General features: G+C 46.7%; 20 protein-coding genes. 10 read left to right on the plus strand and 10 right to left on the minus strand.

What is annotated here, in order from left to right; all coding sequences use genetic code 11:
- Positions 1 to 198 precede the first annotated feature (198 nt).
- From ACUZ8J_RS16620 to ACUZ8J_RS16630, 3 genes are read left to right on the plus strand one after another with little or no spacing between them, the layout of a single operon-like run.
- The gene (locus ACUZ8J_RS16620; protein WP_374915715.1) at positions 199 to 933 is read left to right on the plus strand and encodes a basic amino acid ABC transporter substrate-binding protein; all 735 of its coding nucleotides are present in this window, start codon (positions 199 to 201) and stop codon (positions 931 to 933) included.
- 5 nt (positions 934 to 938) lie between these two features.
- Positions 939 to 1,619 carry an amino acid ABC transporter permease gene (locus tag ACUZ8J_RS16625; protein ID WP_011623798.1) on the plus strand — a complete coding sequence of 227 codons (681 nt, stop codon included), beginning with the start codon at positions 939 to 941 and terminating at the stop codon, positions 1,617 to 1,619.
- Positions 1,612 to 2,337: an amino acid ABC transporter ATP-binding protein gene (locus ACUZ8J_RS16630; protein ID WP_374895206.1), complete on the plus strand. Its 726-nt coding sequence runs from the start codon at positions 1,612 to 1,614 to the stop codon at positions 2,335 to 2,337. The genes ACUZ8J_RS16625 and ACUZ8J_RS16630 overlap by 8 nt, the downstream gene beginning before the upstream one ends.
- A gap of 370 nt (positions 2,338 to 2,707) precedes the next feature.
- Here ACUZ8J_RS16630 and ACUZ8J_RS16635 read toward each other — a convergent pair whose 3' ends face one another.
- The 3 genes from ACUZ8J_RS16635 to ACUZ8J_RS16645 form a co-directional block, all read right to left on the minus strand.
- Positions 2,708 to 4,006 carry a DUF5677 domain-containing protein gene (locus tag ACUZ8J_RS16635; protein ID WP_446694398.1) on the minus strand — a complete coding sequence of 433 codons (1,299 nt, stop codon included), beginning with the start codon at positions 4,004 to 4,006 and terminating at the stop codon, positions 2,708 to 2,710.
- Positions 4,007 to 4,108: 102 nt separating this feature from the next.
- A complete protein-coding gene (locus ACUZ8J_RS16640) occupies positions 4,109 to 4,483 on the minus strand; it encodes an HNH endonuclease (protein ID WP_446694399.1) in 375 nt (124 codons plus the stop codon).
- A gap of 665 nt (positions 4,484 to 5,148) precedes the next feature.
- Positions 5,149 to 6,144 carry a sugar-binding protein gene (locus tag ACUZ8J_RS16645; RefSeq protein WP_446694400.1) on the minus strand — a complete coding sequence of 332 codons (996 nt, stop codon included), beginning with the start codon at positions 6,142 to 6,144 and terminating at the stop codon, positions 5,149 to 5,151.
- A gap of 362 nt (positions 6,145 to 6,506) precedes the next feature.
- On the opposite strand from ACUZ8J_RS16645, the gene nfsB reads away from it, so the two are divergent.
- From nfsB to ACUZ8J_RS16660, 3 genes are all read left to right on the plus strand, one after another.
- Positions 6,507 to 7,160 carry an oxygen-insensitive NAD(P)H nitroreductase gene (gene nfsB, locus ACUZ8J_RS16650; RefSeq protein ID WP_446694401.1) on the plus strand — a complete coding sequence of 218 codons (654 nt, stop codon included), beginning with the start codon at positions 6,507 to 6,509 and terminating at the stop codon, positions 7,158 to 7,160.
- 305 nt (positions 7,161 to 7,465) lie between these two features.
- Positions 7,466 to 8,110: a DNA-J related domain-containing protein gene (locus ACUZ8J_RS16655; RefSeq protein WP_011623806.1), complete on the plus strand. Its 645-nt coding sequence runs from the start codon at positions 7,466 to 7,468 to the stop codon at positions 8,108 to 8,110.
- A gap of 266 nt (positions 8,111 to 8,376) precedes the next feature.
- On the plus strand, positions 8,377 to 9,129 hold the full coding sequence (locus ACUZ8J_RS16660; RefSeq protein ID WP_126512518.1) for a DsbA family protein: 753 nt from the start codon (positions 8,377 to 8,379) through the stop codon (positions 9,127 to 9,129).
- A 69-nt stretch (positions 9,130 to 9,198) separates the two neighbouring features.
- Here the strand turns inward: ACUZ8J_RS16660 and ACUZ8J_RS16665 are convergent, their stop codons facing one another.
- From ACUZ8J_RS16665 to hemG, 3 genes are all read right to left on the minus strand, one after another.
- The gene (locus ACUZ8J_RS16665) at positions 9,199 to 10,206 is read right to left on the minus strand and encodes a DUF4382 domain-containing protein (protein WP_446694402.1); all 1,008 of its coding nucleotides are present in this window, start codon (positions 10,204 to 10,206) and stop codon (positions 9,199 to 9,201) included.
- Positions 10,207 to 10,471: 265 nt separating this feature from the next.
- Positions 10,472 to 10,999 carry a cytochrome b/b6 domain-containing protein gene (locus ACUZ8J_RS16670; protein WP_446694403.1) on the minus strand — a complete coding sequence of 176 codons (528 nt, stop codon included), beginning with the start codon at positions 10,997 to 10,999 and terminating at the stop codon, positions 10,472 to 10,474.
- A gap of 37 nt (positions 11,000 to 11,036) precedes the next feature.
- The gene (gene hemG / locus ACUZ8J_RS16675; RefSeq protein WP_086902099.1) at positions 11,037 to 11,558 is read right to left on the minus strand and encodes a menaquinone-dependent protoporphyrinogen IX dehydrogenase; all 522 of its coding nucleotides are present in this window, start codon (positions 11,556 to 11,558) and stop codon (positions 11,037 to 11,039) included.
- A gap of 442 nt (positions 11,559 to 12,000) precedes the next feature.
- On the opposite strand from hemG, the gene ACUZ8J_RS16680 reads away from it, so the two are divergent.
- The 4 genes from ACUZ8J_RS16680 (at position 12,001) to ACUZ8J_RS16695 (ending at position 18,462) form a co-directional block, all read left to right on the plus strand.
- A complete protein-coding gene (locus tag ACUZ8J_RS16680; RefSeq protein WP_446694404.1) occupies positions 12,001 to 13,206 on the plus strand; it encodes an MFS transporter in 1,206 nt (401 codons plus the stop codon).
- Positions 13,207 to 13,352: 146 nt separating this feature from the next.
- Positions 13,353 to 14,192, plus strand: a complete 840-nt coding sequence (locus ACUZ8J_RS16685) for a TIGR03899 family protein (RefSeq protein ID WP_446694405.1) — start codon at positions 13,353 to 13,355, stop codon at positions 14,190 to 14,192.
- 140 nt (positions 14,193 to 14,332) lie between these two features.
- The gene (locus ACUZ8J_RS16690) at positions 14,333 to 16,567 is read left to right on the plus strand and encodes a GGDEF/EAL domain-containing response regulator (protein ID WP_446694406.1); all 2,235 of its coding nucleotides are present in this window, start codon (positions 14,333 to 14,335) and stop codon (positions 16,565 to 16,567) included.
- Positions 16,568 to 16,581: 14 nt separating this feature from the next.
- Positions 16,582 to 18,462 carry a sensor histidine kinase gene (locus ACUZ8J_RS16695; protein WP_446694407.1) on the plus strand — a complete coding sequence of 627 codons (1,881 nt, stop codon included), beginning with the start codon at positions 16,582 to 16,584 and terminating at the stop codon, positions 18,460 to 18,462.
- Here the strand turns inward: ACUZ8J_RS16695 and cysC are convergent.
- From cysC to cysD, 4 genes are all read right to left on the minus strand, one after another.
- On the minus strand, positions 18,454 to 19,071 hold the full coding sequence (cysC, locus tag ACUZ8J_RS16700; protein WP_446694408.1) for an adenylyl-sulfate kinase: 618 nt from the start codon (positions 19,069 to 19,071) through the stop codon (positions 18,454 to 18,456). The two genes, ACUZ8J_RS16695 and cysC, sit on opposite strands and share 9 nt — an antisense overlap.
- A 49-nt stretch (positions 19,072 to 19,120) precedes the next feature.
- On the minus strand, positions 19,121 to 20,845 hold the full coding sequence (locus tag ACUZ8J_RS16705) for an SLC13 family permease (RefSeq protein ID WP_446694409.1): 1,725 nt from the start codon (positions 20,843 to 20,845) through the stop codon (positions 19,121 to 19,123).
- A gap of 3 nt (positions 20,846 to 20,848) precedes the next feature.
- Positions 20,849 to 22,291, minus strand: coding sequence for a sulfate adenylyltransferase subunit CysN (gene cysN / locus ACUZ8J_RS16710; protein ID WP_011623815.1), 1,443 nt, complete (start codon positions 22,289 to 22,291; stop codon positions 20,849 to 20,851).
- Between the two features lie 129 nt (positions 22,292 to 22,420).
- Positions 22,421 to 23,329 carry a sulfate adenylyltransferase subunit CysD gene (gene cysD, locus ACUZ8J_RS16715; protein WP_446694410.1) on the minus strand — a complete coding sequence of 303 codons (909 nt, stop codon included), beginning with the start codon at positions 23,327 to 23,329 and terminating at the stop codon, positions 22,421 to 22,423.
- Positions 23,330 to 23,383: the final 54 nt, after the last annotated feature.

Here is a 23,383-nt window from a genome sequence, read left to right on the forward strand (position 1 = left end):
GTCATCCTAAACAATTCACTAACGCTTTAAAAACGTATCTATATCAAACACAGCCAGCGTTGTAATCACAAGTGTTTAGGCATACAGCAATCACGACTCAACATGCATTTTTAATCACTTTTAAAGCATAATTATTGACAAAGAGGCGTCACATCCCTATAGTCGCCACATTGCGAGTCATTCAAAAGAGAGTCTTAAATGAAAAAATCCATGTTATTAGGCGGCCTAGCCCTCACTGCCACCTTGTTGTTAGCTGGATGTGGGAAAAGCAACGATGTTTTAGTGGTTGGCACCAATGCGGCCTTCCCGCCCTTTGAATATGTTGGCGGACAGAGTGGCGACGAGATCAAAGGCTTCGACATTGAGCTTGCCAAACAAATCGCTAAAGATGCCGGCAAGACGCTCAAAGTCGAGAATATGAAATTCGATTCACTGATCGTGGCGCTAAACTCTGGCAAGATTGATTTTATCGCCTCGGGCATGACCATCACGCCAGAGCGCCAAGCCAGCGTTAACTTTTCGGAGCCCTACTATGAGGCTACTCAAGTGCTGCTCGTGAATAAAGATAACGACACCATTCATACCCTTGATGACATTAAAGACAAACACTTTGCGGTGCAGCTCGGCTCAACCGCCGATATGATGTCTAAAAAATACACCCAAAATGTCACTGCTTTTAACACCGGCTTCGAAGCCATCATGGAACTGAAAAATGGCAAAGTCGACTTAGTGCTATTCGATAGCGAGCCTGCGGCGAACTATCTGGCGAAAAACCCCGATCTCAAACTGATCAAGCTGGATTTCCCCCCAGAGTTTTATGGTTTTGCGGTATCAAAGCAGCAGCCAGAACTTCTCAATAGCATTAATAACACGCTGAAAAACTTGAAAGAAAGCGGCCAATATCAGACGCTCGTTTCAGCCCATATCAAGTGATCCCTATGTTAGAAGCAATCAATACTTCGCTGTTTAGCCCCATTGGCGACGACGGCATGATAGGCATACTGCTGATCTTAAATGGCTTAAAAGTCACCTTGATTGTGACCTTCTTCGCCATGTTATTAGGCGCAGTATTAGGCGTGGGTACCACACTGATGAAGATGTCTTCAAAGTGGTATATCCGCTTCCCCGCCGAGCTTTATGTTGGCGTTATCCGCGGCACGCCAGTGGTGGTACAGTTAGTGATCCTTTACTTCATCGTGCTGGCCGCATTCGATGTCGATAAGGTCACCGCTGCCATCATCGCCTTTGGTTTAAACAGCGGCGCTTATATCTCTGAGATTATTCGCGCAGGGATCCAAGCCGTCGATAAGGGTCAAACCGAAGCGGCACGCTCGCTCGGCCTGTCGCAAGCAATGACCATGAAGCTGATTATTCTGCCGCAGGCGATTAAGAATATTCTGCCCGCTTTAGGCAATGAGTTTATCGTGCTACTCAAAGAAACCGCCGTAATTGGCTTTATTGGCGGCGTGGATTTAATGCGGGCGGGTGAGATTATCCGTAGCCGTACCTTTGAAGACAGTATCCCACTCTTTACCTGTGCACTGATTTACCTGTTCCTGACCTACAGCTTCACATTTATGCTGTCGAAATTCGAAAAGAGGTTGAAGCAAAGTGATTAACATAACCAACCTACACAAAAGTTACGGCGATAATGCGGTCCTTAAGGGCATCAACGAACATATTCGCCAAGGCGAAGTGGTCAGTGTGATCGGCCCCAGCGGCAGCGGTAAAAGCACCTTTTTACGTTGCATCAACCTGTTAGAAAAACCCACCCAAGGGGATATTGAAATCGAAGGGCAATCCATTACCGCTAAGGATGCCTGTGTCGATAAATTGCGGCAAAAAGTGGGCATGGTGTTCCAAAACTTCAACCTGTTCCCCCATAAAACCGTATTGCAAAACATTACCTTAGCGCCAGTGAGCCTAAAGTTAATGACCCAAGCCGAAGCCGATAACAAGGCGCTCACGCTACTCACTCAAGTGGGTTTGCAGGATAAAGCTAATGCCTATCCTTCGAGTCTCTCGGGTGGACAAAAACAACGGGTTGCCATTGCCCGCGCGCTGGCGATGGAGCCGGATCTGATGTTATTCGATGAGCCCACCTCGGCACTCGACCCCGAAATGGTCGGCGATGTACTGGATGTAATGAAGGACTTAGCGCAAAAAGGCATGACCATGGTGATTGTCACCCATGAAATGGGCTTTGCACGCGATGTTTCCGACAGAGTCATCTTTATGGATGGCGGCTATGTGGTGGAGTCCAATGTCCCCGAGGAATTATTCACCCGCCCCAAAGAAGCCAGAACCCAAAGCTTTTTAAGTAAAGTGCTGAGGTAATAAAGACTTATACAACATTAAAAGGTGAACAATGGTATTTGCTTGATGAGACTCTGCATGCTTTGAGACAGAAGAGCGTGAAAAATTGAAAGGCTAATATCACTGCTTAGTTATTAAATTCATGCCCATATTGAAAGGCGAACCATGGTGTTTGCTCGACGACACGCAGCGAGTCCATCCGTGGATGCTCGACCGCCCCGTCCTTGGGGCGGACGGTCGTCTCGCTAATCACCATGGCTCACCTATTTAGCATTGTCGTAGCCTATAAGTCTTAAAGAAATACTCAGCAAGCTTTGGGACAAAAATGAGTTAGGTTATTAACTCTAACTCGTCATTTTCGGATGAAAATCTCTATGGGCTAACGCTCAGCTCACGCGCCGTTTTGTAGCTGCGAAGCGGCGGAAAAACGGTCGCCGTGCAGCTGCTTGTTAAGTTTTTCGTTGCTAAAAGAAATATTCGACCCTATGTCGTCAGCCACCCGAACAAATATTTTTGTTATGCAGAAGTCAACTATTCTTACAATAGAGCTCCTAACATCTCGGTCATAGACAGAATCATCTCCATTCTCTAATGAGCCTTTATATCTTGCAGACATACTGAAATCGTGATGTGCGATGTCAGAAAGGAAAGAATAGACATCTTTATAATATGACTCACCGAAAGGTGAAAGCCTAGCCTTTTCTATGACCGAGGTTGCAATGTTAAATTGATACAACTTAGCCTCTTTTATTTTTTCCGCAGAGGTTCTGTCTAGTTTTTTAGCAACTTGCTCTTTGACTGTTTTCTCACATATTTGTTTCCACTCATTTTCTGACATCACACTCGATAATTGGACCATTCGCGTGATTTCGTGCGGGCTCAACCAGCACAAATAGAAATTTAACGAAAGCTCATAGAGACTTCTTACCAGATTTGATGACTGAATAACTAAATTTTCATCAGTTAAGATCCTGATTGACTTTAGTATTTCAGATGCTCTAACCAGCATGCCGAATATGATTTGGTGATAGCTAACATCTGACTTTCCCTTTGCATGAAACTTTCGAAACTCATCTTTTAGGTGATTGATATAGTCTTCTAGCTTTAAAAGGTCTGAAGAGATGTTGTTACTTAAATTAGTTCCTAATAACGAAAGAAAGGAATCTCGATTTATTTTTTCCATAGAAAATATAAAGTGAGTGTAAGGATTGTGCGTGCATTTAAATCCTTTGATAACAAGTGCTGATTCCTCGAGTCCTTTTTTCGACCCCAAAATTATTGCCGGAGGCTTGCTGATACCCAAAGAAGCGTATGCATAATATGTAGCCACATCGTCTGCGCACACAAAATCAAATTTACTATCTTTGTTCAGATTTTGATAAAGGTGTAACGCAGGACGATATCCGCCGCGAATTGCAGCGGCTATGTAATCTATATCATCTTGTGGGGGATTATCTATGACGTGTTCCCATCCATCTTTTTCACGCCTATAAAACCCTGGTTCTATGCGAGATATCGACACTCTGGTTATATATCCCTTAATTTTCCCTTCAAGATAATCACAGTATTTTTTGAAAAAGAATTCGTCGTGCTCCACGTCACGCGCTACGAGTTCATTAGGATCAACCATGATCGTTTTGGGTGCCACCAAGAGTGACAAGGGATTACTTGAATTATCTAGTTCATTCATACATGGAATACTTAACGCTTTGCTAAGGGGCAACCGAAACGCAGTGTAGGTTGTCCCGCGGAGGCCGTGCTTTTTGCGGCCGGAGTGAACTTGAGCAACTTGTTAGCTGTATTTGGCAATAATCTGATTATATAAGTCAATTTCAGCCTGAGTTCCTTTTCGCTTTTCTATTATATATTCTCTGGAAACCTTAATAAGGTTTAACTTAGTACCACTTAGTTCACCAAGGTTTTCAGCTGGATTCCAGGTACTTTTTATAAAATTACAGGTGCGGCAACTTAGGGCATAATTTTCAATATCATCATCACCACCTTTAGATACGGGGACAATATGATCAGTTTGCCACTCTTTATAATTATCAACGGACTCCAACATTTTTTTATCGCAGTATGCACAGCAAAAATTAAAATCGATGCCTAGCTTTGTTTCAATTGGCCCCCAATGACCAGTTTTCATAAAATCATCATATATACTCATAAATATCCTTATACAGCTAACATTTTATTCGTGCGCATGCACGTTTATCTCGTTGGACCAGTAAAAACGCGCACGGTTAACTATCTGTATGGAAAGAACTTATCAGCTTTCTGACGAATACTCCATCTGGAAAAACGTGCATGCGCGTTTTCCAAACCTATTAATTAATTTTGGGAAAGTTTATGCGGATGATTTTTAAGGGTTTTATAAATTTTAGGCTGGATAAACGCGCAAACTAATGAGTGTAAAAACACTCAAAAGCATCTAAATTTAAATACGACTGTATACCCATACATTGTTAGTCGCTTTACGGTAGGGCCAAACATTAGGTAAATGGATGAGATTTTGTAGGGCAATTCATTCGTCAGTTTTCGATTCACTAAATAAATGCTAGCAAGCTTTGGGGCAAAAGCTCGTTTGCCAGAAGCCAACGAAAATTGAAAATGGGTCGAAGTTAACAAGACTAGGCAAGTTTGATCCACTTTCACGTTCAAAAAATTGATAGGGTAATTTCAAATTAATACAGCAACAGATTACCAATGGTCTTTCATCACCAACTTATGGATATAAAAGACTGCGCAAACATCTGTTTGTGACTTTTGGGAGTCTGCACTCTCCAAAACGATCTCTAGAACATAACCTCTATGGCATTACATTCCCGCAGGTTAATCGCAGGTCTCATAGTTTTGCTGAGTACAAAAGGTCACTGGTGTGTAGATAATGTCGTCGTATTTTTGTTTGGTGACAATTTTATATAAGGTCAAAATGGCCTGTCTGCCCATTTCATAGGGACTTTGACCAATGTTGATATGGGCAAGGCGGTCTTTCAACATAGTTAATTGCTCTGGAGAGGTGTCGGTAATAATAATGACGATGTCCTTGTTATCGATTTTATTTTGATAGGGAGCCATCATTTCACGATAGAGGGCTGCATCATTTTGTGCCCAACCGCCTACGGCAACGAAGGAATTTGCCTTTACAGGCTTACCTTTCATCACGGACTCCATTTGCTTAACCGCTTGACTAAGTTGGTCAAAATTAAACAAAGGCTCGCGCACTTCAGTCCAGCCCAAATCGTTATTGAGCAATTCTCCTGGAGGGGCATTGTAGGTTTTGCCAGATAACGCGGAGCGCACGCCCATCAACCTTAAATTCAGATTTGGAGAATCGGGCCGGCCCGATTGCATGATGAGGCTTCCCCCATTAGGCCGTAACTTTTTAAGCTGCTCCCCTAACGACTGACCTAGTGCGAAATTGTCGGTGCCGATATAAGCCAAACGTAAATTTTTAGGATCTTCATCGATAGAAGCATCCAAGTCTGAGTCATAGGTAACTACGGGGATGCCGGCTTCCTTTGCCCTCTTTAGGCTATTTTCGGCAAGATACTTAGATTGTGTAACCGCGACGGCAATTCCATCTACACCTTCATCAATCAGCTGGTTTATCACTTGATCTTGCAATCTCACACTACTTGATTCGGGTCCCCGATAGATGCATTCAACCCCTTTAATTTGTGCGGCGGCGTCAACACAACCCGTTTTGCTTTGATCAAAAAAAACACTATAGAATTTAGGCACTACTGCAAACTTAAGCTCCTTTCCGTAGCCACAAGACAGTGGTAATAGGCTAAATGCAATCAGCAGCATCAATAATCTCGCCATACATTCCCCTAAACAGTAAGCTCGACTTAATAAAATGTAGCAAAGGAATAGATTAAACCATACGAGCGACAACGGTATTTTGGAGGACTTTTGATCTCACTCAGTATTTTTGAGTTAGCTCATTTCTCAGCCCACAATAAAACCGCACTCAGCAATTTGTTTAATCAGTCATAACGCCATGAGATGACTCTTGCTATTCACTACTATTCATAAAAAGTCCCTCAGCATTCATTGCGTACAACTGCTATTAATTTCAAAAATATTTTGAAACTGATAGCCGTTTTGATCACATTGTTTTTTACTTAAACCCGCTTAAAATGCTGTCGTTGATTTTGTATTCCTCGATGATTTGGAGCTGTTACATGAGTGATTTAAGTTTTCTCGCTAAAAAGCGTTACACCACTAAAGCCTTTGATCCAACAAAGACGATTCCTGCCGACAAGATAGCCGAAATCAAGACATTACTGCAGTTCAGCCCATCATCGACTAACTCGCAGCCTTGGCATTTTGTGCTAGCAAGTACGGCGGAAGACAAAGCCTTGATCGCACAATCGACCGAGCACTTTGCCTTTAACACCCAGAAAATCCTCAATGCTTCCCATGTGGTTGTGCTCTGCACTCGCACTCAACTCGATGAAGCCCATTTACTGCAAGTGTTAGAGCAAGAGGCTGCTGATGGCCGTTTTGCCAATGAAGAAGCCAAGCAAGGCCAGCACAACGGCCGCTCTTTCTTTGCCAATATGCATAAGAATGAGTTAAAAGACGCCCAACATTGGATGGAAAAACAAGTGTATTTAGCTCTCGGAACCCTGATGTTAGGTGCGAGTGTGCTCGATATCGATGCCTGTCCAATCGAAGGTTTTGATGCGACTAAACTCAATCAAGTCTTAGGCCTACGCGAAAAAGGTTTCTGCGCATCAGTGGTGGTGGCTCTAGGTTATCGCTCCGAAGAAGACTTCAACGCTAAGTTACCTAAGTCACGTTTAGCGCAAGAGGTTATCTTTACCGAGATCTAAACCTCGTTCGCTAAGTTTGCATATGCCCTTGTTTGTGATTGCAAACAAGGGCATTTTCATCGCTTGCTCTCTAGCATCAGCCAGATCCCATTGCCGCAGTTAAAACCAACCAAAGTCGGAGTGACCTCGGGGTAAATTGCTCTAGAATCCTTCTTTGCCTACACTTTTCCTCTATGGCATAGTGTATTCCAAGCTCAGTAACGACTCGCATCAAAATAAGATAAAAGCATTTAAAATCTTATAGATAGTAAAACCTTACTTTTAATCACACTCGCTTGATAACAACTTAGGATGGGACAGTCAGTATGCTACTCGCTAAACCTTCACTCAGTGCAGAAGCTCAATCGGCAACGCTCTCGACCACTAAGGGCGATAACCCGTTAATCTGGCCCGTGTTATCCGTGTTACAAGCCTCTAATCAAAGCTGGAAAATCCATCACCTGGCTACCGAACTGCAAAATCGCGGGCTAATCCATCCGTTAGATGAAAACCCTGGTAATGATTTGTTTAAACGCAATTTTTTACTGATGAATGCCCTGTTCGAACTGCAAGAGATCCTGATGCCAAAGCAATGGCTGCAAGTCAAAGCGATGGAGATCCAGATTTTCCGCCTCGTGCCTTCCAACGTTAACCTATTGATAATGGAAGATACTTCACTGCGGGAATACTATCTTGACTGGAATAACTACGACACCAGTGAAAACGTAGTACGCGAATTATTGGAAGCCTTCTGGAGCAGTTATAAGAGCTATATTGGCCTGAACGTGAACTTAATGCATAAGGGCCACGCCCTGAGAGTATTCGAGTTAGATGAGAGCGCAACCCCAAGGGACATCCGCAAACAATGGCGCCGTTTGGCACTGAAATGGCATCCCGATAGACCCGAAGGCGATGCGGCGCGTTTCCGCGAGGTCTGTGAAGCTTGGCAATCCCTGCGGGATATTGCTTAAGTTTTTCCTTTTATATCTGTGATCCCCTTTGCAGTCTGACAAAGTTATCGAGCTAAACTCCCGCGGGATCACAGATTTAGTCCAATATCTACCGCCCATTTCAGCGATAATTAAGCATCCCAAACTAACCTAAAACCATATACACGCTGGTATAACGCGAGCGTAACTCCGAGACTGAAATCACCTGAGCCACCTTAATCCACTTAGGTAGGTACAGCGCATGCAATTGATGCGGTGAATTCACTCTAACCGAATTTGAGGGTTCTATGATCAAACCAATCGCCTTGGCTGTCGCCTTAATCGTTGCACCATTTAGCACCTTTGCCGCCAACTTTGTCGAAGGCACGCACTTCACGCAAATCTCTGACAAAGCACCGAGCAGCGAGCCAAAACTCACCGAGTTTTTCTCCTTCTATTGTCATAACTGTTTCAATATGGAAACCAACTATCTGCCTGATATCAAAGCCAATCTAAACAAAGGTATTGCATTTGATACTAAGCATGTCGACTTTATGAATAGCGACATTGGCACCGAGGTGATGCGCTCACTGGCAGTCATTCATGAGTTAGATAATAAGGATGCGTTAACCCATGCGATGTTCGCCGCCATCCAAGGCGAAGCAGGCGCAAACGGCCACGACCACAGTGCGCCAGGACATAAGCACGAGCCGCAAATCAACAGCCGTGACGACATTAAGCAAATTTTTGCCAAGTTTGGTATCGATGCTGCCAAGTACGACCAACTCGCCGACAGTAAAAGCACAGATGAGAAGCTGGCCCTGTGGCGTGCCCAGCAAAACCAATTCCGCGTTGAAAGCGTGCCAGCCTTTATCGTTAACGATAAATATGCGGTTAACTTAAGCAGTATCAAAACCTTAGATGAGCTGATTGGCTTAATTAACTATCTGGCCGTCGAGAAAGATGCTCAGGCGCCTAAGAGTTCAGGCGGCAGCTTAAACTGGTTATTCTTAGCCTTTGCAGCCGTTATCGCCCTTGGCCGCCAAAAGCGTTTGAGCTAAGGCTCGATTGAAGAGCAGCCAGTAAAAAACCAGCAGTGATGCTGGTTTTTTTGTTGGCTCGGTTAACGACTAAGGGAAGTTACGCTCGGCAACCCCTTTGGCCGTCACTGTCACCCCAGTTTCTGCGGCGTGAATAAAGAAAGGCGATTCCACATCATCGGGATTGTTACTCACATCTGGGTCATCATTTTGCGCTAGGCAGGTATAACCTAAGCTGTAATCCCCTGCGACCACAAAGCCAAATTCATAATCGTGGCCGATGACTTGGCCGTTTGCATCGGTGACATCATTCACCCGAGCCGCCGCAATAGGCGCAATCTCAGTGGCCGTATCGGCCTCGGTTCTGAAATCCTTCATCTGCTCCAGCGTGGTATTGGCTGGATACAAATAAACCGCTGGCGAGAACACTGAGCCACCCGCGGCGACTTCACAGCCTTCCATCACAGTAGCGCCAACTGTGCCTTTAATCGCGCCCACTTCGGACTGATTAAATAATTGCACTGAAGTCGGTTTTAGCGTCCAGTAATCTTTATTACCGTGGGGATCTTGCAAACCTTTGCTTAAATCAAACTCGGCAACAAAGCTATTGACGCCCGCCGCAATGGTGAATTTCTTATTGAAAAACAATCGGCCCGTATCGCTTTCATCGGCACCCACACCGCCGCATGAACCGTTGCTGTTGGTCGTTAGCCCATAGAGAGTGTCGTCTAAGGTTTGTACGTGTGAGCTGTCGCTATTGGCTACTGTGCTGTTTTTCATATACAAACACATTTGATATTCGCCCACGGGAATCGATTGACCGCTCACTAGGGTATCTACCGCACTGCCTTGAAACTCCAATAAATCGACAAATTTAAGCTCGCCATTTGGGGTGACATTGAACGAGTAGCTACCTGTGTCGTTCTTTAATACCACTTGCCTGAATGCAATCGTGACCGATTTGGCATCGGCGGGATTATCGGATACGCCTAGGCTGAATGTCGCCATTTGGGTGGCAGGTTCGCCCGAGTCAGATCCACCGCAACCAAACAGCAAACCTGTTAACGCTATCGCTAGAGCACTTTTTAGAATATTCATAGGATACCTTCATTAGTCTTCCACAAAATTCTCAACATCGTCATACCTCGCCCCATGAGCACACATCGTAACGCCAAAGCATGAAAACAACGGCTCAAACGGGTTGGGTAGGCATGTAGAGATAAGTCTAGGGCTGAGTGTGCAGCTTGTCGATTAACGTACGCTGAACGGTGAAAATCCGTTCAACGGTGGAAGATATTAAGAAGGCGTAGGACTCGAGCAGAACAAAGCCACATCCTTAGGTGCATCCGAACCTATTTGCGACTTATTGCCTGATAAATTCAATGATGTGAGATGCCGCTAAAACCAAGTGAACCACTAAAAAGCCAATAAATACATCGGCGCAAATTTGATGGTAACCACGCCATGTCATCGCCAGCGGGGTGCCTTGATAGAAAAACCACAACGCCCCAGTCACGCCCGTTGCGACCAGCAGCAACATGCCAATGCCTTCAACCGTGCTGAATAAGCCCTTGCCCCCGGCAACCGGCAGTTTTCCCTTAAAAAGCCCTTTTACATCCTGTATGAGTTGCCCCCAATCCCCCACCAGCCAAGCGAAGTATTGATGCCATTTGCCTTGAATACTGTTGCGCAGTAAAAATAAGATCCCCAATGCAGCAGCAATTAATCCAAGATAAACATGCAGATAATCCCAGATACTGGCATTGGCGCGCAGGCTTCTACCGATAAAAATCCATGGGCTGGTGCAGACGAGTAGCCCCACGGATAGCACAATCCACAGGTGTAGACGTGCCAACACAAAATCGAATATCTGGGTTACTTTTGCCGACATAGTGGGTTTCCCCTTAAGAGCTAAGCGACGGGCTCGCTCAGGCTTGGTGGATCAACAGGCCGAAATCATTCACTTTTTGCCAATCCGTGTATTCAACATTGGTAACAGGATCCGTTGGCCCCTTAGTTAACCACATGATAAAGCGTATGATATTTCTATCGAAGGCATTGTAGCCTTGGTAATTTAGATTACCGCCAAACACTTGCAATAGGGTTGGGCGCCAAGTGGTTTTGCTTAAAAACGCCTGCATATAAGGATTGGTTTCTGGGGTGTTTTTCTCAGGTTTACGGGCGACTAAACTGACGGAGAAAAAACCGCTCACCTTTTGCGTGAGGATCTTTTGATGCTTTTGAATAAATTCGTACAACGCCGGATTATGTTTTCCGTGGCGAATACTGGCGCCAATAACGATCTTATCGAAGGACTCCATCGCCGGCACAGCCTTAATATCCGCAATCACCACAGAATTACCTAACTCTTTGAGTTGCTGCGCCAATTGATTGGTGATTTTGCGAGTTTGACCATGAACACTAGAGAAGATGATCAGAATTTTTTTCACTTAAGCCTCGATTATCTCAACAAAAATAAGAAAAAGCGGCCAGAAGAAAGACAAAGAACGGCGGCTTTATGTTGACCTAAACAAACCGATAAATTCAGCCCTATAACACAATTCACCACTTTGATAATCAAGCGCCTGCGAAGCGCATCTATGGTGCATGAGTCAAATAGAGGCGGTTTAGGTTTACCACGCAAAAAGCAAACTGCCTATTACGATATTGCATACTAGGTGATTTAGTCACCGATTTACATGAAATAGATCACGGGCTTAGCGCCAAATGGCCGCTGGATATACGGTAATTCTAGCTTGCTCACAAAAATAAATATCCTCATCTCTGGGATCAAAATGTTACAAAATCAGAAATAAGTGCCAATCCTTAGCGCTAGCGCATAAAAGGCAAAAGCATTAGCATTTGTTCACTTATCGCCTGAGTACCCTACCCATGAAAACAACTCAAAACGCAGATCCCAAAGCATTGCTGCTGTGGATGACGTTTGTTATGTCGCTCGTGTTCGCCGTTTGGCAAGCCCTACTGAACAACTTCGTGATTGAAAAAGCCCAATTCACTGGCGCCGAAATCGGTATGCTGCAAAGCCTAAGGGAAATCCCCGGCTTTTTGGCCTTTACCGCTATTTTTGTATTGCTGTTAGTGCGCGAGCAGGCCTTCGCCCTGCTGTCATTAGCCCTTCTGTGCATTGGCGTGGCGATTACCGGCTTTTTCCCGCAGGTATTGGGCTTATACCTCACCACAGTGTTGATGTCGGTTGGTTTCCATTACTTTGAAACCATTAACCAATCCCTCACACTGCAATGGGTCGCGAAGCAGGATACTGCAGGTTTTATGGGTAAAGCGCTGGCATGGCGCTCGGCAGCGGCCTTAGTCGGCTATGGCAGTATTTGGCTTGTCATGACTTGGCTTAAACTCGATTACTGGCATATGTATTTGATTATTGGTGTATTAGGCCTACTGATGGTGATCAGCATGAGTCTGTACTACCCACAGTTTGATACCCACGAAGTGCAACACAAAAAAATCATCCTACGTAAACGCTACTGGTTGTATTACCTGTTAACCTTCTTCTCTGGCGCCCGTCGGCAGATTTTTATGGTGTTTGCAGGCTTTATGATGGTCGAGAAATTCGGCTATACCGTCAGTGAAATCACCGCCCTTTTCCTGATCAACTATGTGGTCAATCTATTGTTTGCGCCATCCATTGGTCGCCTAATCGGCCGTATTGGCGAGCGCAACGCCCTCACAGTGGAATACATTGGGTTATTTTTTGTGTTTGTCAGCTATGCGCTTGTCGAGCACCCCCATATGGCCGCCGCCCTCTATGTGATTGACCATTTGCTGTTTGCGATGGCAATTGCCATGAAAACCTATTTTCAAAAGATTGCAGATAGCAAAGATATTGCGGCCACCATGTCGGTCAGTTTTACCATTAACCATATCGCTGCGGTGATTATCCCCGTGCTCTTGGGCTTACTGTGGCTGAGCGATCCCGCCCTCGTCTTCTACATTGGCGCTGGATTTGCGGTCTGTTCCTTAGTATTGGCCCTCAATGTGCCGCGCCATCCGTCACCAGGGAATGAAACCAATTGGGCTTGGTCTGCTAAATCTATCGAAAAACCCAGTCTCGACAGTTAAAAAGTGCCCGCAGCGTAATAAAAGCAATCCAGCGCAGAGACTTAAGGATTGCAATCGACTAAGCTGGAAGCATTTCGTGGGGTCAACTTGATCCCACGAGCTAACAAAAATAGGGCCAACACAAATAGGTCAGACAGGATAAAGGCATGAAGGATTCAGATATTTTAATGCTTGCGGATGAAGCGGCTCCCGCAGCCGAGGTCTCGGCCCGTAAAAAAGCGCTGGTACTGGGTCGCCAACTCGGGCTCGCCAGTGAGCAGGAATATCGCCCCGCCAATGCCTCGATGGCCGAACGTGCGCAACATAGGGAGCGTAAACTCGCCAGCCAGTATCAAGCCAATGTCGAAACCATTTTCGCCCTCGCCTTGAGTTACACCCCGTCGGATGTCACTGGGGTCGATCTGGATCCCGACTGGAGCCATCAATTTTTTTTGATGGCGGAGCAAATCCACAACCGCAAAATGCAGGATCTGTGGGCCCGTATCCTCTCCAGTGAAATCGTCAACCCGGGCAACTTTAGCCTGCGCACCCTAGCGCTGTTAAAACAACTGACCCATAGGGAAGCGCAAATCCTCGAGAAAGCCCTCGGCATGGCGGCCAAAGTGAATAATGAGCAGCGCTTAAAGCTGATCAGCGGCTATCGGCTCACGGGCGGACTCGGCCAATATTTTCGTAAGAATACCAGTGTCACCCTAGGCTTATCCCAATTTGGTCTGCCCTACTCCAGCATTCTCACCTTAGTCGATGCGGGGATCCTGCACAGCAGTGAGTTTGAAACTGGTCTGCTCAACAGTAAAACCCCCATCCAACTCACCATGCCCGGCATCCAAATGAAGCTCACCCCAAAGAGTGGTAACTTGCTGTTTAGCTACTATCGCTTAACCCCGATTGGTGATGAACTGGCGCAACTGGTGCTACCAAAACAGGATCAAGATTACCTGAAGGCGCTACAGGCGCTATTTGCGAAGGATTTTAAAATAGAGTAATCGCTTAAACAGACTTATATATCTGACCACGAAATCTTTTCTTGAATTACCCCTGAGTGTCGCAAATACTTTGAGTATAAAAAACACTCAATTCTAAACTGGGTAAATAAGGATGTTTCGACATCTCAAGGAAAGAGAATATGGTCAGCCAATCGCAAGACATTATCTTCTTAGATGAACCCGAACCCAGTACCGCGCTAAAGGCGACGAAAGCGGTCAAAATTCTCACGGTAGACGATGATATTAACTTCCAACGCTCTACCGCTTTCGCCTTGTCCACTCTCACCATTCTTGGCGCAAAAATAGAATTAACCCAAGCATTTAGTTACGCAGAAGCCTGCCAGATGGTCGCCAATGAAGACGACTTTGCCATTGCCTTAGTCGATGTGGTGATGGAAACCGAAGATGCAGGCCTCAGACTCGTGCGTGGCATCAGGGAAGTGCTCGGTAACGAGAAAATCCGCATTATTCTGCTCACAGGGCAACCCGGTATGGCGCCCGTGTTTAACGTGATGCGTGATTATGATATCAATGACTATTGGACTAAATCCGAGCTTTCCGCCGACCGTCTGCAAACCATCTTGACCACTAACCTGCGCTCCTATCAGCAGATCAGTAATATCGCTAATGCAAAGCGCGGGTTGCAGTTAATTGCCGAGTCCAGCGGTGCCCTCTACACCTCGCGCAATATCAAAGAACTGTCGAGCAAAATGCTTCAACAATTGGCAATTCTGCTGAATTTACCCTCGGGCGGCATAGTCTGTGTTAAAGCCATTAACGATCTGCATGAATTTGGCCATATGCATCAGATCATTGGCGCTTCAGGAGAGTTTGAATCCTACTACGGTAAAGCCTTACAACAGCTCGAACAGCAACATATCCGCATCCAACTCGAGTTGTGCCTAAGCAGTAAACACTCCCGAATCGAGTCGCAATATACCTGCCTGTTTTTCCCCGGCGAGCTTGCCGGTAATGACTACGCGGTTTACCTCGCCACGGGGCGACTGCTCGATGCGACCGAAACCGAACTTATCCGTGTTTTTAGCATGAACATTTGCGGCGGCCTGCACAGCGTATCGCTAATGAGCCAACTGGATAAAATCGCCTTTGAAGATCCCTTGCTCAGAATACCGAACCTCAACGTACTCATCCGCACACTCGATGGCATTTTGAAGGAAGACATTCGCGACAAATTTAATTTACTACTCATAGACATAGATAAGTTTTCAGACTTCAACCATGTATTTGGCTCAGAGCATGGCAACAACATGCTCAAGCATGTGGCAAATAGTCTAAAAGATCAGTTCGATGCCAGCGTACTAGTCAGCCGTTTAAAGGATGATAAGTTTGCCATTTTAGGCCCTAAACATTTAGTTTCAGCCGCTTTGATTGAGCAGTTATTTGTCGCACCCTACCAACAGGGTACCTCCTGTATTACTGTCAATATCAGCACTGTTACTCTGCCCTTGGAGCTCGCCGAAGGGGATGCTGTCGCCGCCATCACCCAGCTGAATATGGCACTGAAAAAGGCCAAGAGCCTCGGGATACGTCAACATGTGACATATCAACCATCTAAAGATGATGTGGCGTCGCATTTTGAATTACTGCAGGCCTTGCAACTTGGGATAACCCAAGGAGATATCAATATCGCGCTGCAGCCACAGGTGTCGTTACAAACGGGGGAAGTCGTGGGTGTCGAAGCGCTGGCGCGCTGGACCTTGCCCAATGGCGACAGCGTACCTCCCTTGCGCTTTATTCCCATCGCCGAAGCTACGGGGCTGATCACAAAACTTGGTAAGCAATTATTTGTGCAATCTTGCCAAGCCATGCATGCCTTAACCGAGGCGGGTTACCCGAATCTGCGGATCGGCGTTAACCTCTCGGCGATGCAGTTTGAGCAAGAGCAAATCGTCAATCAGCTCAATGCCGATATCCAAGCGGCACAAATTGCCAGTGTTCAGATTGAAATTGAAGTCACAGAGTCGATTGCTATGCAGAATTTTGAGGTGATTAATAAGCAACTCAAAGCTCTGCGTAATATGAATATTAACGTCGCCATCGATGACTTTGGCACAGGTTTTTCATCGCTGGCCTACCTCAGCAAACTCACCTTCGATCGCATTAAAATTGATAAGTCCTTTATCGATAATGTCACCACGGACGATGGTGCCGCGGCCATTGTCGATAGCATTATCCTGCTCGGGGAACGCTTTAAGATGAATGTGATAGCCGAAGGTGTCGAAACCCTAGAGCAAGCACGTTGGCTAAAACATCGAGGATGCCACGATGCCCAGGGCTATTTTTACGCGAAACCAATGCCACTCAAAGAGCTACTCATTTGGTTGGCCAACTTCCAAAAACGCATTATCGAATGATATTGAGCCAAGCCATGACGCCCTTACAACTGCTTAGTCGCTACTGGCTTAAACTGATGTTGCCTTGGTTACTCTTGGTACCCTTGCTAAGTCTCTTGCTTTATCAAAAACGCCATGAAGAAGCGATGACGCCTTTAGCGCGACAGGCGGCGATGGTGCTGGCCGATGCCAACCAAACCATAGCCTACTATTTGGGCAGCCTTAAACGGGATGCGCTGTTTCTCGCTAAATATCAACTTCTTCTCGATACCGCTTCGGGCAAAAATACCGATCTCAGTACCGTCGAACACTTTTTTAAGGCATTCAGTGAGGCGTCACAGCAATATGACCAAGTGCGCTGGCTCGATAACGACGCCATGGAAAAGGTACGCATTAATCTCATCAACCAAGTCGCCCAAATAGTGCCGCAGACAGAGTTACAATCTAAACAAGGGCGCTACTACATAGCACCGAGTCTGGCGCTTGAACCCGATACGTTTTACTTCTCCCCCCTAGACTTAAACGTTGAAAACAAAGTCATTGAAACCCCGATTAAACCTATGCTGCGTATCACCACCCCAGTGTTTTTAGCCTCGGGGGAAAGGCAAGGATTTATTGCGCTGAATTTTCTCGCCCAAACCCTGTTAGACGCCATCGCCAGCACAACTAAAGTCGGAGTCGAACTGTCGATGCTAAACGCCGACGGATACTGGTTATTGGCGCCGCAGCCGCAAATGGCATGGGGATTTATGTATGGTCGAGAAGATTTAAAGTTTGGCAATAACTATCCCGAAGCGTGGCAAGCCATCAGCAAAAATACCGAACTTGCCTTTACCACATCAAATGGATTTTGGGATTATGAAAATGTGCAAAATCTCGGTAATGCGACGCTACCGAATTGGCGCTTGGTTGCTCATATTTCCCCAACAGTGTTAAGCCAAATCACCCTGCAATGCGCTCTGGAGTCTTTAACTATCGGGCTAATGTTGTTGATTTTAGGCGGCATAGTCTGTTGGCGCGCGGCTAAGTCTATGTACGAACGGGATAAACTCCACGACGACTTAATCGAGCAACAGCGACGACTGGCAAGCAGCAATAAGGCGCTGGCACAATCTTTACAACACCTGCACGACACCCAGCAGCAATTAATTGAAACCGGCAAACTCTCCTCACTCGGGATGATGGTCGCGGGCGTCGCCCATGAGTTAAATACCCCCGTGGGCGCATCTTTAATGACCCTATCGAGCATGAAGAATGAATGTCGCCGTTTACAGTCAGCCTTCGAGACTGGCCTTAAACGTTCCGATGTAGATACGTATTTTGAGCACTTTAATGAAGGCGCAGAGATAGTCAGAGCCAACTTGGAGCGCGCCGCCTCCCTCGTCAAAAGTTTTAAACGCTTAGCGGTCGACCGTACCGGGGAAGAACGGCGCGTCTTTAAACTCACAGGCTTAGTTCAAGATATGCTGCACACCTCATGGCTGAGGATGAAGAAACAATCCCATGAGTTAAACATCGATATTGCGCCAGAGATTGAATTAAACAGTTACCCTGGCGCCCTTGGCCAAGTGCTCGAAAATCTCGTGTCCAACGCCCTCATTCATGCCTTTGATGATGTCGGTAATGGCCAGATTTACATCACGGCCTACCGTCTTGAAGATGCCTTCATCGCCATAACTGTTAGCGATAATGGCAGCGGAATGGATGATGCGACCTTGAAGCAGATCTTCGATCCCTTCTTTACGACTCGCCGAGGTAAAGGCGGCACAGGCTTAGGATTACACTTGGCGCATCAACTGGTGACGCAGTTACTTGGCGGGTATATCAAGGTGACGAGTGAACAGGAAAAAGGCACTTGTTTTACGCTAACGCTGCCAACAAATGCCCCCGAATCCCATAAAATGACCTTAGGCTAAGGCTTTGGCTTTATCTGGATTAATGACTTCAATCGCGGTCAAATAGTCAATCAAGGCGCGGACTTGCGAGGCTAAATCCCCTTTGCTGGTATCAATCGTCAGCTCCGCCGAGAGCGGCGCCTCATAGGGAGATGAAATACCAGTAAAGTTACTGATCTCACCGCGACGAGCCTTAACATACAAGCCCTTAGGATCGCGCTGCTCACATATGCTAAGCGGCGTCGAGACATGCACTTCGATAAATTGCCCTTCAGGAAAACGTTCCCGTATGCTATCGCGCTCCTCACGGGTCGGAGAGATAAAGGCTGATAGTACGACCAAGCCCGCATCCACCATGAGTTTTGCTACTTCGCCGACGCGGCGTAAATTTTCGTCCCTATCGGCGACGCTAAAGCCCAGATCCTTACATAAACCGTGGCGAACATTGTCACCATCGAGCAGATAAGTGTGAAAGCCCGCCTCAAACAGTGCACGCTCAAGCGCCCCAGCCAAAGTCGACTTACCCGCACCAGACAGCCCAGTAAACCAGAGTAATACCGGATTTTGTCCCTTAAGTTTGGCTCTGGCCGCTTGGTCAACGCTATGTTGGTGCCACACAATATTGCTCATAAACACTCCTCAAACCTTAGGTTGAGTAACTACCTAAGACAAAAAATCATTAAAACGGAAAGATAACTGGGACCATAAAAATCACGATCAGCGAATACAGCAGGGATAAGGGCAGCCCTAAACGCACAAAGTCACTAAAACGATAGTTCCCCGCATTAAACACCATCAAATTAGTTTGATAGCCGTAGGGCGAAATAAAGCTAGCGCTGGCACCAAACACCACGGCCATGATAAACGGCCGAGGATCGACGCCATAATTCAGCGCTACCGCATAGGCAATCGGAAAGGCCAAGGCCGCTGCAGCATTATTAGTCACGAGTTCTGTCAGCAGCAGTGTGACTAAATAAACGCCCACAAAGGCACCAAACACTCCGTAGCCATTGATGGCACCAAGCAATCCCTGTGCTAAACCATCGGCAAGACCTGTGCTCATCATCAGGTTTGCCAACCCCAAAGCGCTGCCCACAATCACCACTAATTCCAGCGGGAAGCGGCGCTTAAGTTCAGATAAGGTCACGGCGCCAATGGCAAAATAGCTGAGTAATAACAGCACGAGTCCTTTGGCTAAGGGTAAAATCCCCGTAAGACTCAGGCCTATTGTCAGCACAAACCCAGCAAGCACAATACGGCTACGGCGACTGTCTAAACGCACATTCAAATCGAGCCCGCTTACGGCAGCAAATTCGGTGCTTAGCTTAGAATTGGTGCTAAAACCATCCCCCGGCGTCAACAGCAACACATCACCCGGCTGTAATACGATATCGCCCAAGCCGCCCTTTAGCGGATGGTGGCCACGGCGAATCGCCATCACCGCCGCATCAAACTGCTCGCGAAAGCGTGATTCCTTCAAGGTGCTGCCCACCAGACTCGACGAAGACGCTAACACGGCTTCGACCAGATTTTGCCCCTTGGCTTGATGTTTACCAAACCAATCGAGACCATCGAATTGATGTAACAACTCCACCGACTCCACTGCGCCACTGAAACGCAGCACATCGTCCGCCTGTAACACTAACTGGGGCGGAACCGGACAGATACAAATGCCGCTTCGCTCAAGCTCAACTAAATAGAGTTTTTTCAGGGCTCTTAATTTGTTATCCACCACGCTGCGACCGACTAAAGACGAGCCTTTGGCCACGTGGGCTTCTAGCAGATAAGGCAACGCTTCCTCAGTCGATTCATCCCGCCTGTCGGGTAAGGTATTGGCCAGCACTATCAGCAGCACTATGCCTAAGATCACAATCAGCGTGGCCACTGGAGTGAACTCAAAGAACCCCAGCGCTGGCAAGCCAGCGTTTTCGACAAACGAGTTGACGATAAGGTTTGTGGAAGTGCCAATTAAGGTCAGCGTGCCGCCCAAAATCGCCGCATAGTTGAGTGGCAGTAACAACTTAGCCGGAGCGTGGGCCTGATTACGGCGCACCACTCCAATCAAAGACGCGACTACGGCGGTGTTATTGGTAAAAGAGGACAGCAACGCCGTTGAAAATCCCAGTTTTGCCATCGTCACCGCAAGCGAGCTGTTACCAATCACTTGGCTTAACTTACCCAGCAGTGAGGTTTTCTCCAGCGCCGTCGCCGCCAGCACCAATAACACCAGTGTGACCAAACCTGTGTTGGTAAAGCTAGTGAGCGCCGTGTCGAGTGATACCATTCCTAGGAGGTAACAGAGTAAAAAAGCAAATAAAAACAACACAGCGGGATTAATGCGGCCGGCGATTAAGCCAGCCACTAATCCAAACAACACAATAGCTAATAGCCACAAGTCACTCACGTATTAGGCTCCAAGCTTTGAAATATCAATCGCTTGCCAATGCGGGAAGTGCTTACGCACCAGTGCATTAAACTCGATTTCAAAGGCACTAAATTGTGAAGATACTTGCTTATTCACATGCTGACCCGATACCACCATCACCGCCGCCACAGTGGCATTGGATAAACGGTCAATCAGGATCATGCCGCCGGTATCACGCACCAAAGAATAGGCATCGAAGACGATATCTTCGGTCAGCTCTAAGGTCACCCGGGCGATGGCATTGAGCCCTAAAGTGTCGGCGCTGCTGCGCGCAAGCGTATTCACATCAACCACATAGTCGATGGCAGTAACAGAGGCTTGGGTCTTCTTACCCGCGACTTTAATGTCGTATAACTGGCCGAGTTGTAATGGCTTTTCATCCATCCACACTAGGTCAGCCACGATTTGGTTGGCAACCTGTGGCGCACTCTCAGGCAGAGCCAGTAAGTCACCACGGGAAATATCGATTTCATCTTCCAAGGTGATAGTCACGGCTTGACCAGCCGTCGCTTCGGCGAGATCGCCATCGAAGGTCACGATACGTTCAACCTTGCTACGCTTACCCGAAGGCAGCGCAACCACCTCGTCCCCCACCTTAATCACGCCAGAGGCTAAAGTACCGGCAAAACCACGAAAATCCAGATTTGGACGCGACACATATTGCACTGGGAAGCGCACGGGTAAGGCACTCAGTTCACGTTGAGTATCAATAGTTTCGAGTAGCTCCAGCAGTGTGCCGCCCTGATACCAAGGCGTATGCAGACTCGGCTCAACCACGTTATCGCCATTGAGTGCAGATAAGGGCACAAAGTGAATATCTAAGTCGCCAAAATCTTTTACGAACTCACTGAAATCATTACGGATACGATTGAATACTTGCTCATCGAACCCGAGTAAATCCATCTTATTAACCGCGACCACAAAGTGGCGAATGCCCAGCAAAGAGGCAATAAAGGCATGACGCTTAGTTTGAGTCTGCACGCCGTAACGCGCATCCACTAAGATCACCGCTAGGTCACAGGTTGAGGCACCAGTCGCCATATTACGGGTGTACTGCTCATGGCCTGGGGTATCAGCGATAATAAACTTACGCTTGTCGCTTGAAAAATAACGATAAGCGACATCGATAGTAATGCCCTGCTCGCGCTCGGCTTGCAGACCATCCACCAGCAAAGCCAAGTCGATGGCTTCACCCGTTGTACCCATCTTAGCGCTATCATTTTTTAAGCTGGCGAGTTGGTCTTCATAAATCTGCGCGCTGTCATGCAGTAAACGACCAATCAGGGTACTCTTGCCATCGTCTACGCTGCCGCAGGTTAAAAAGCGCAACAAACCTTTATGCTGTTGCTGGGCTAGATATTCTTTAACCCCGTGCTGGCTAATTTCTGCCGCCATACGATTGGTTTTATTGACCGCTTTATCCATCTTTATCTCACTCTTATCTTGCTCAACTGTTCGTGAAGTCGCTGTTACTTGATTGCTCTACAAGCCTTTATCAGGACATTCACGAAATCGGTTTAATTTGTCTCTAACCTGCGCTAGAAATGCCTTGGTTTAGAAATAACCTTGGCGTTTCTTTTGCTCCATCGATGCACTCTGATCCGAGTCAATCAACCGCCCTTGGCGTTCGCTCGAGCGAGTTAACAGCATTTCTTCGATGATTTTTTCGAGATTATCCGCCTGCGAATGCATCGCCGCCGTCAATGGATAACAACCTAAGGTTCTAAAACGCACCACCTCATTCTTAATGGTTTCGCCGTCTTCGAGTTTCATGCGCTCATCGTCGGCCATAATCAACTGACCACCACGCTCAACCACTGGGCGCTCGGCGGCAAAATACAGTGGTACTAACTCAATGTTTTCTTGGTAGATATATTGCCAAATATCGAGTTCGGTCCAGTTAGATAAAGGGAAGACACGAATACTTTCGCCCTTATTCACCGCGCCGTTATAGGTGCGCCACAGTTCTGGGCGTTGATTCTTAGGATCCCATCTGTGGTGACGATCGCGGAACGAATACACCCGCTCCTTCGCACGAGACTTTTCCTCATCGCGGCGCGCACCACCAAATGCGGCATCGAAACCATATTGGTTTAAGGCTTGTTTTAAGCCTTGGGTTTTCATGATGTCAGTGTGCTTGGCACTGCCATGATCGAAGGGATTAATCCCTTGGGCAACGCCTTCTGGGTTGGTGTGGGTTAATAATTCAAAGCCAAACTTTTTCGCCTGCGCATCACGAAAGGCGATCATCTCTTTGAATTTCCAGCCCGTATCCACGTGCAACAAGGGGAATGGGATCTTGCCGGGATAAAAAGCTTTACGCGCAAGGTGTAACATCACCGAAGAATCTTTTCCGATGGAATACAACATTACTGGATTATCGAATTCGGCAGCGACTTCACGAATGATCTGAATGCTTTCGGCTTCCAGTTGTTGTAAGTGGCTTAATTCACGCCCGGCCATACTCTTCTCCGTTTACCTAAAATGGGCTGCGACAGGCAGCTGGATTTAACTTAA

This window comes from Shewanella sp. Koi 1, assembly GCF_052907445.1.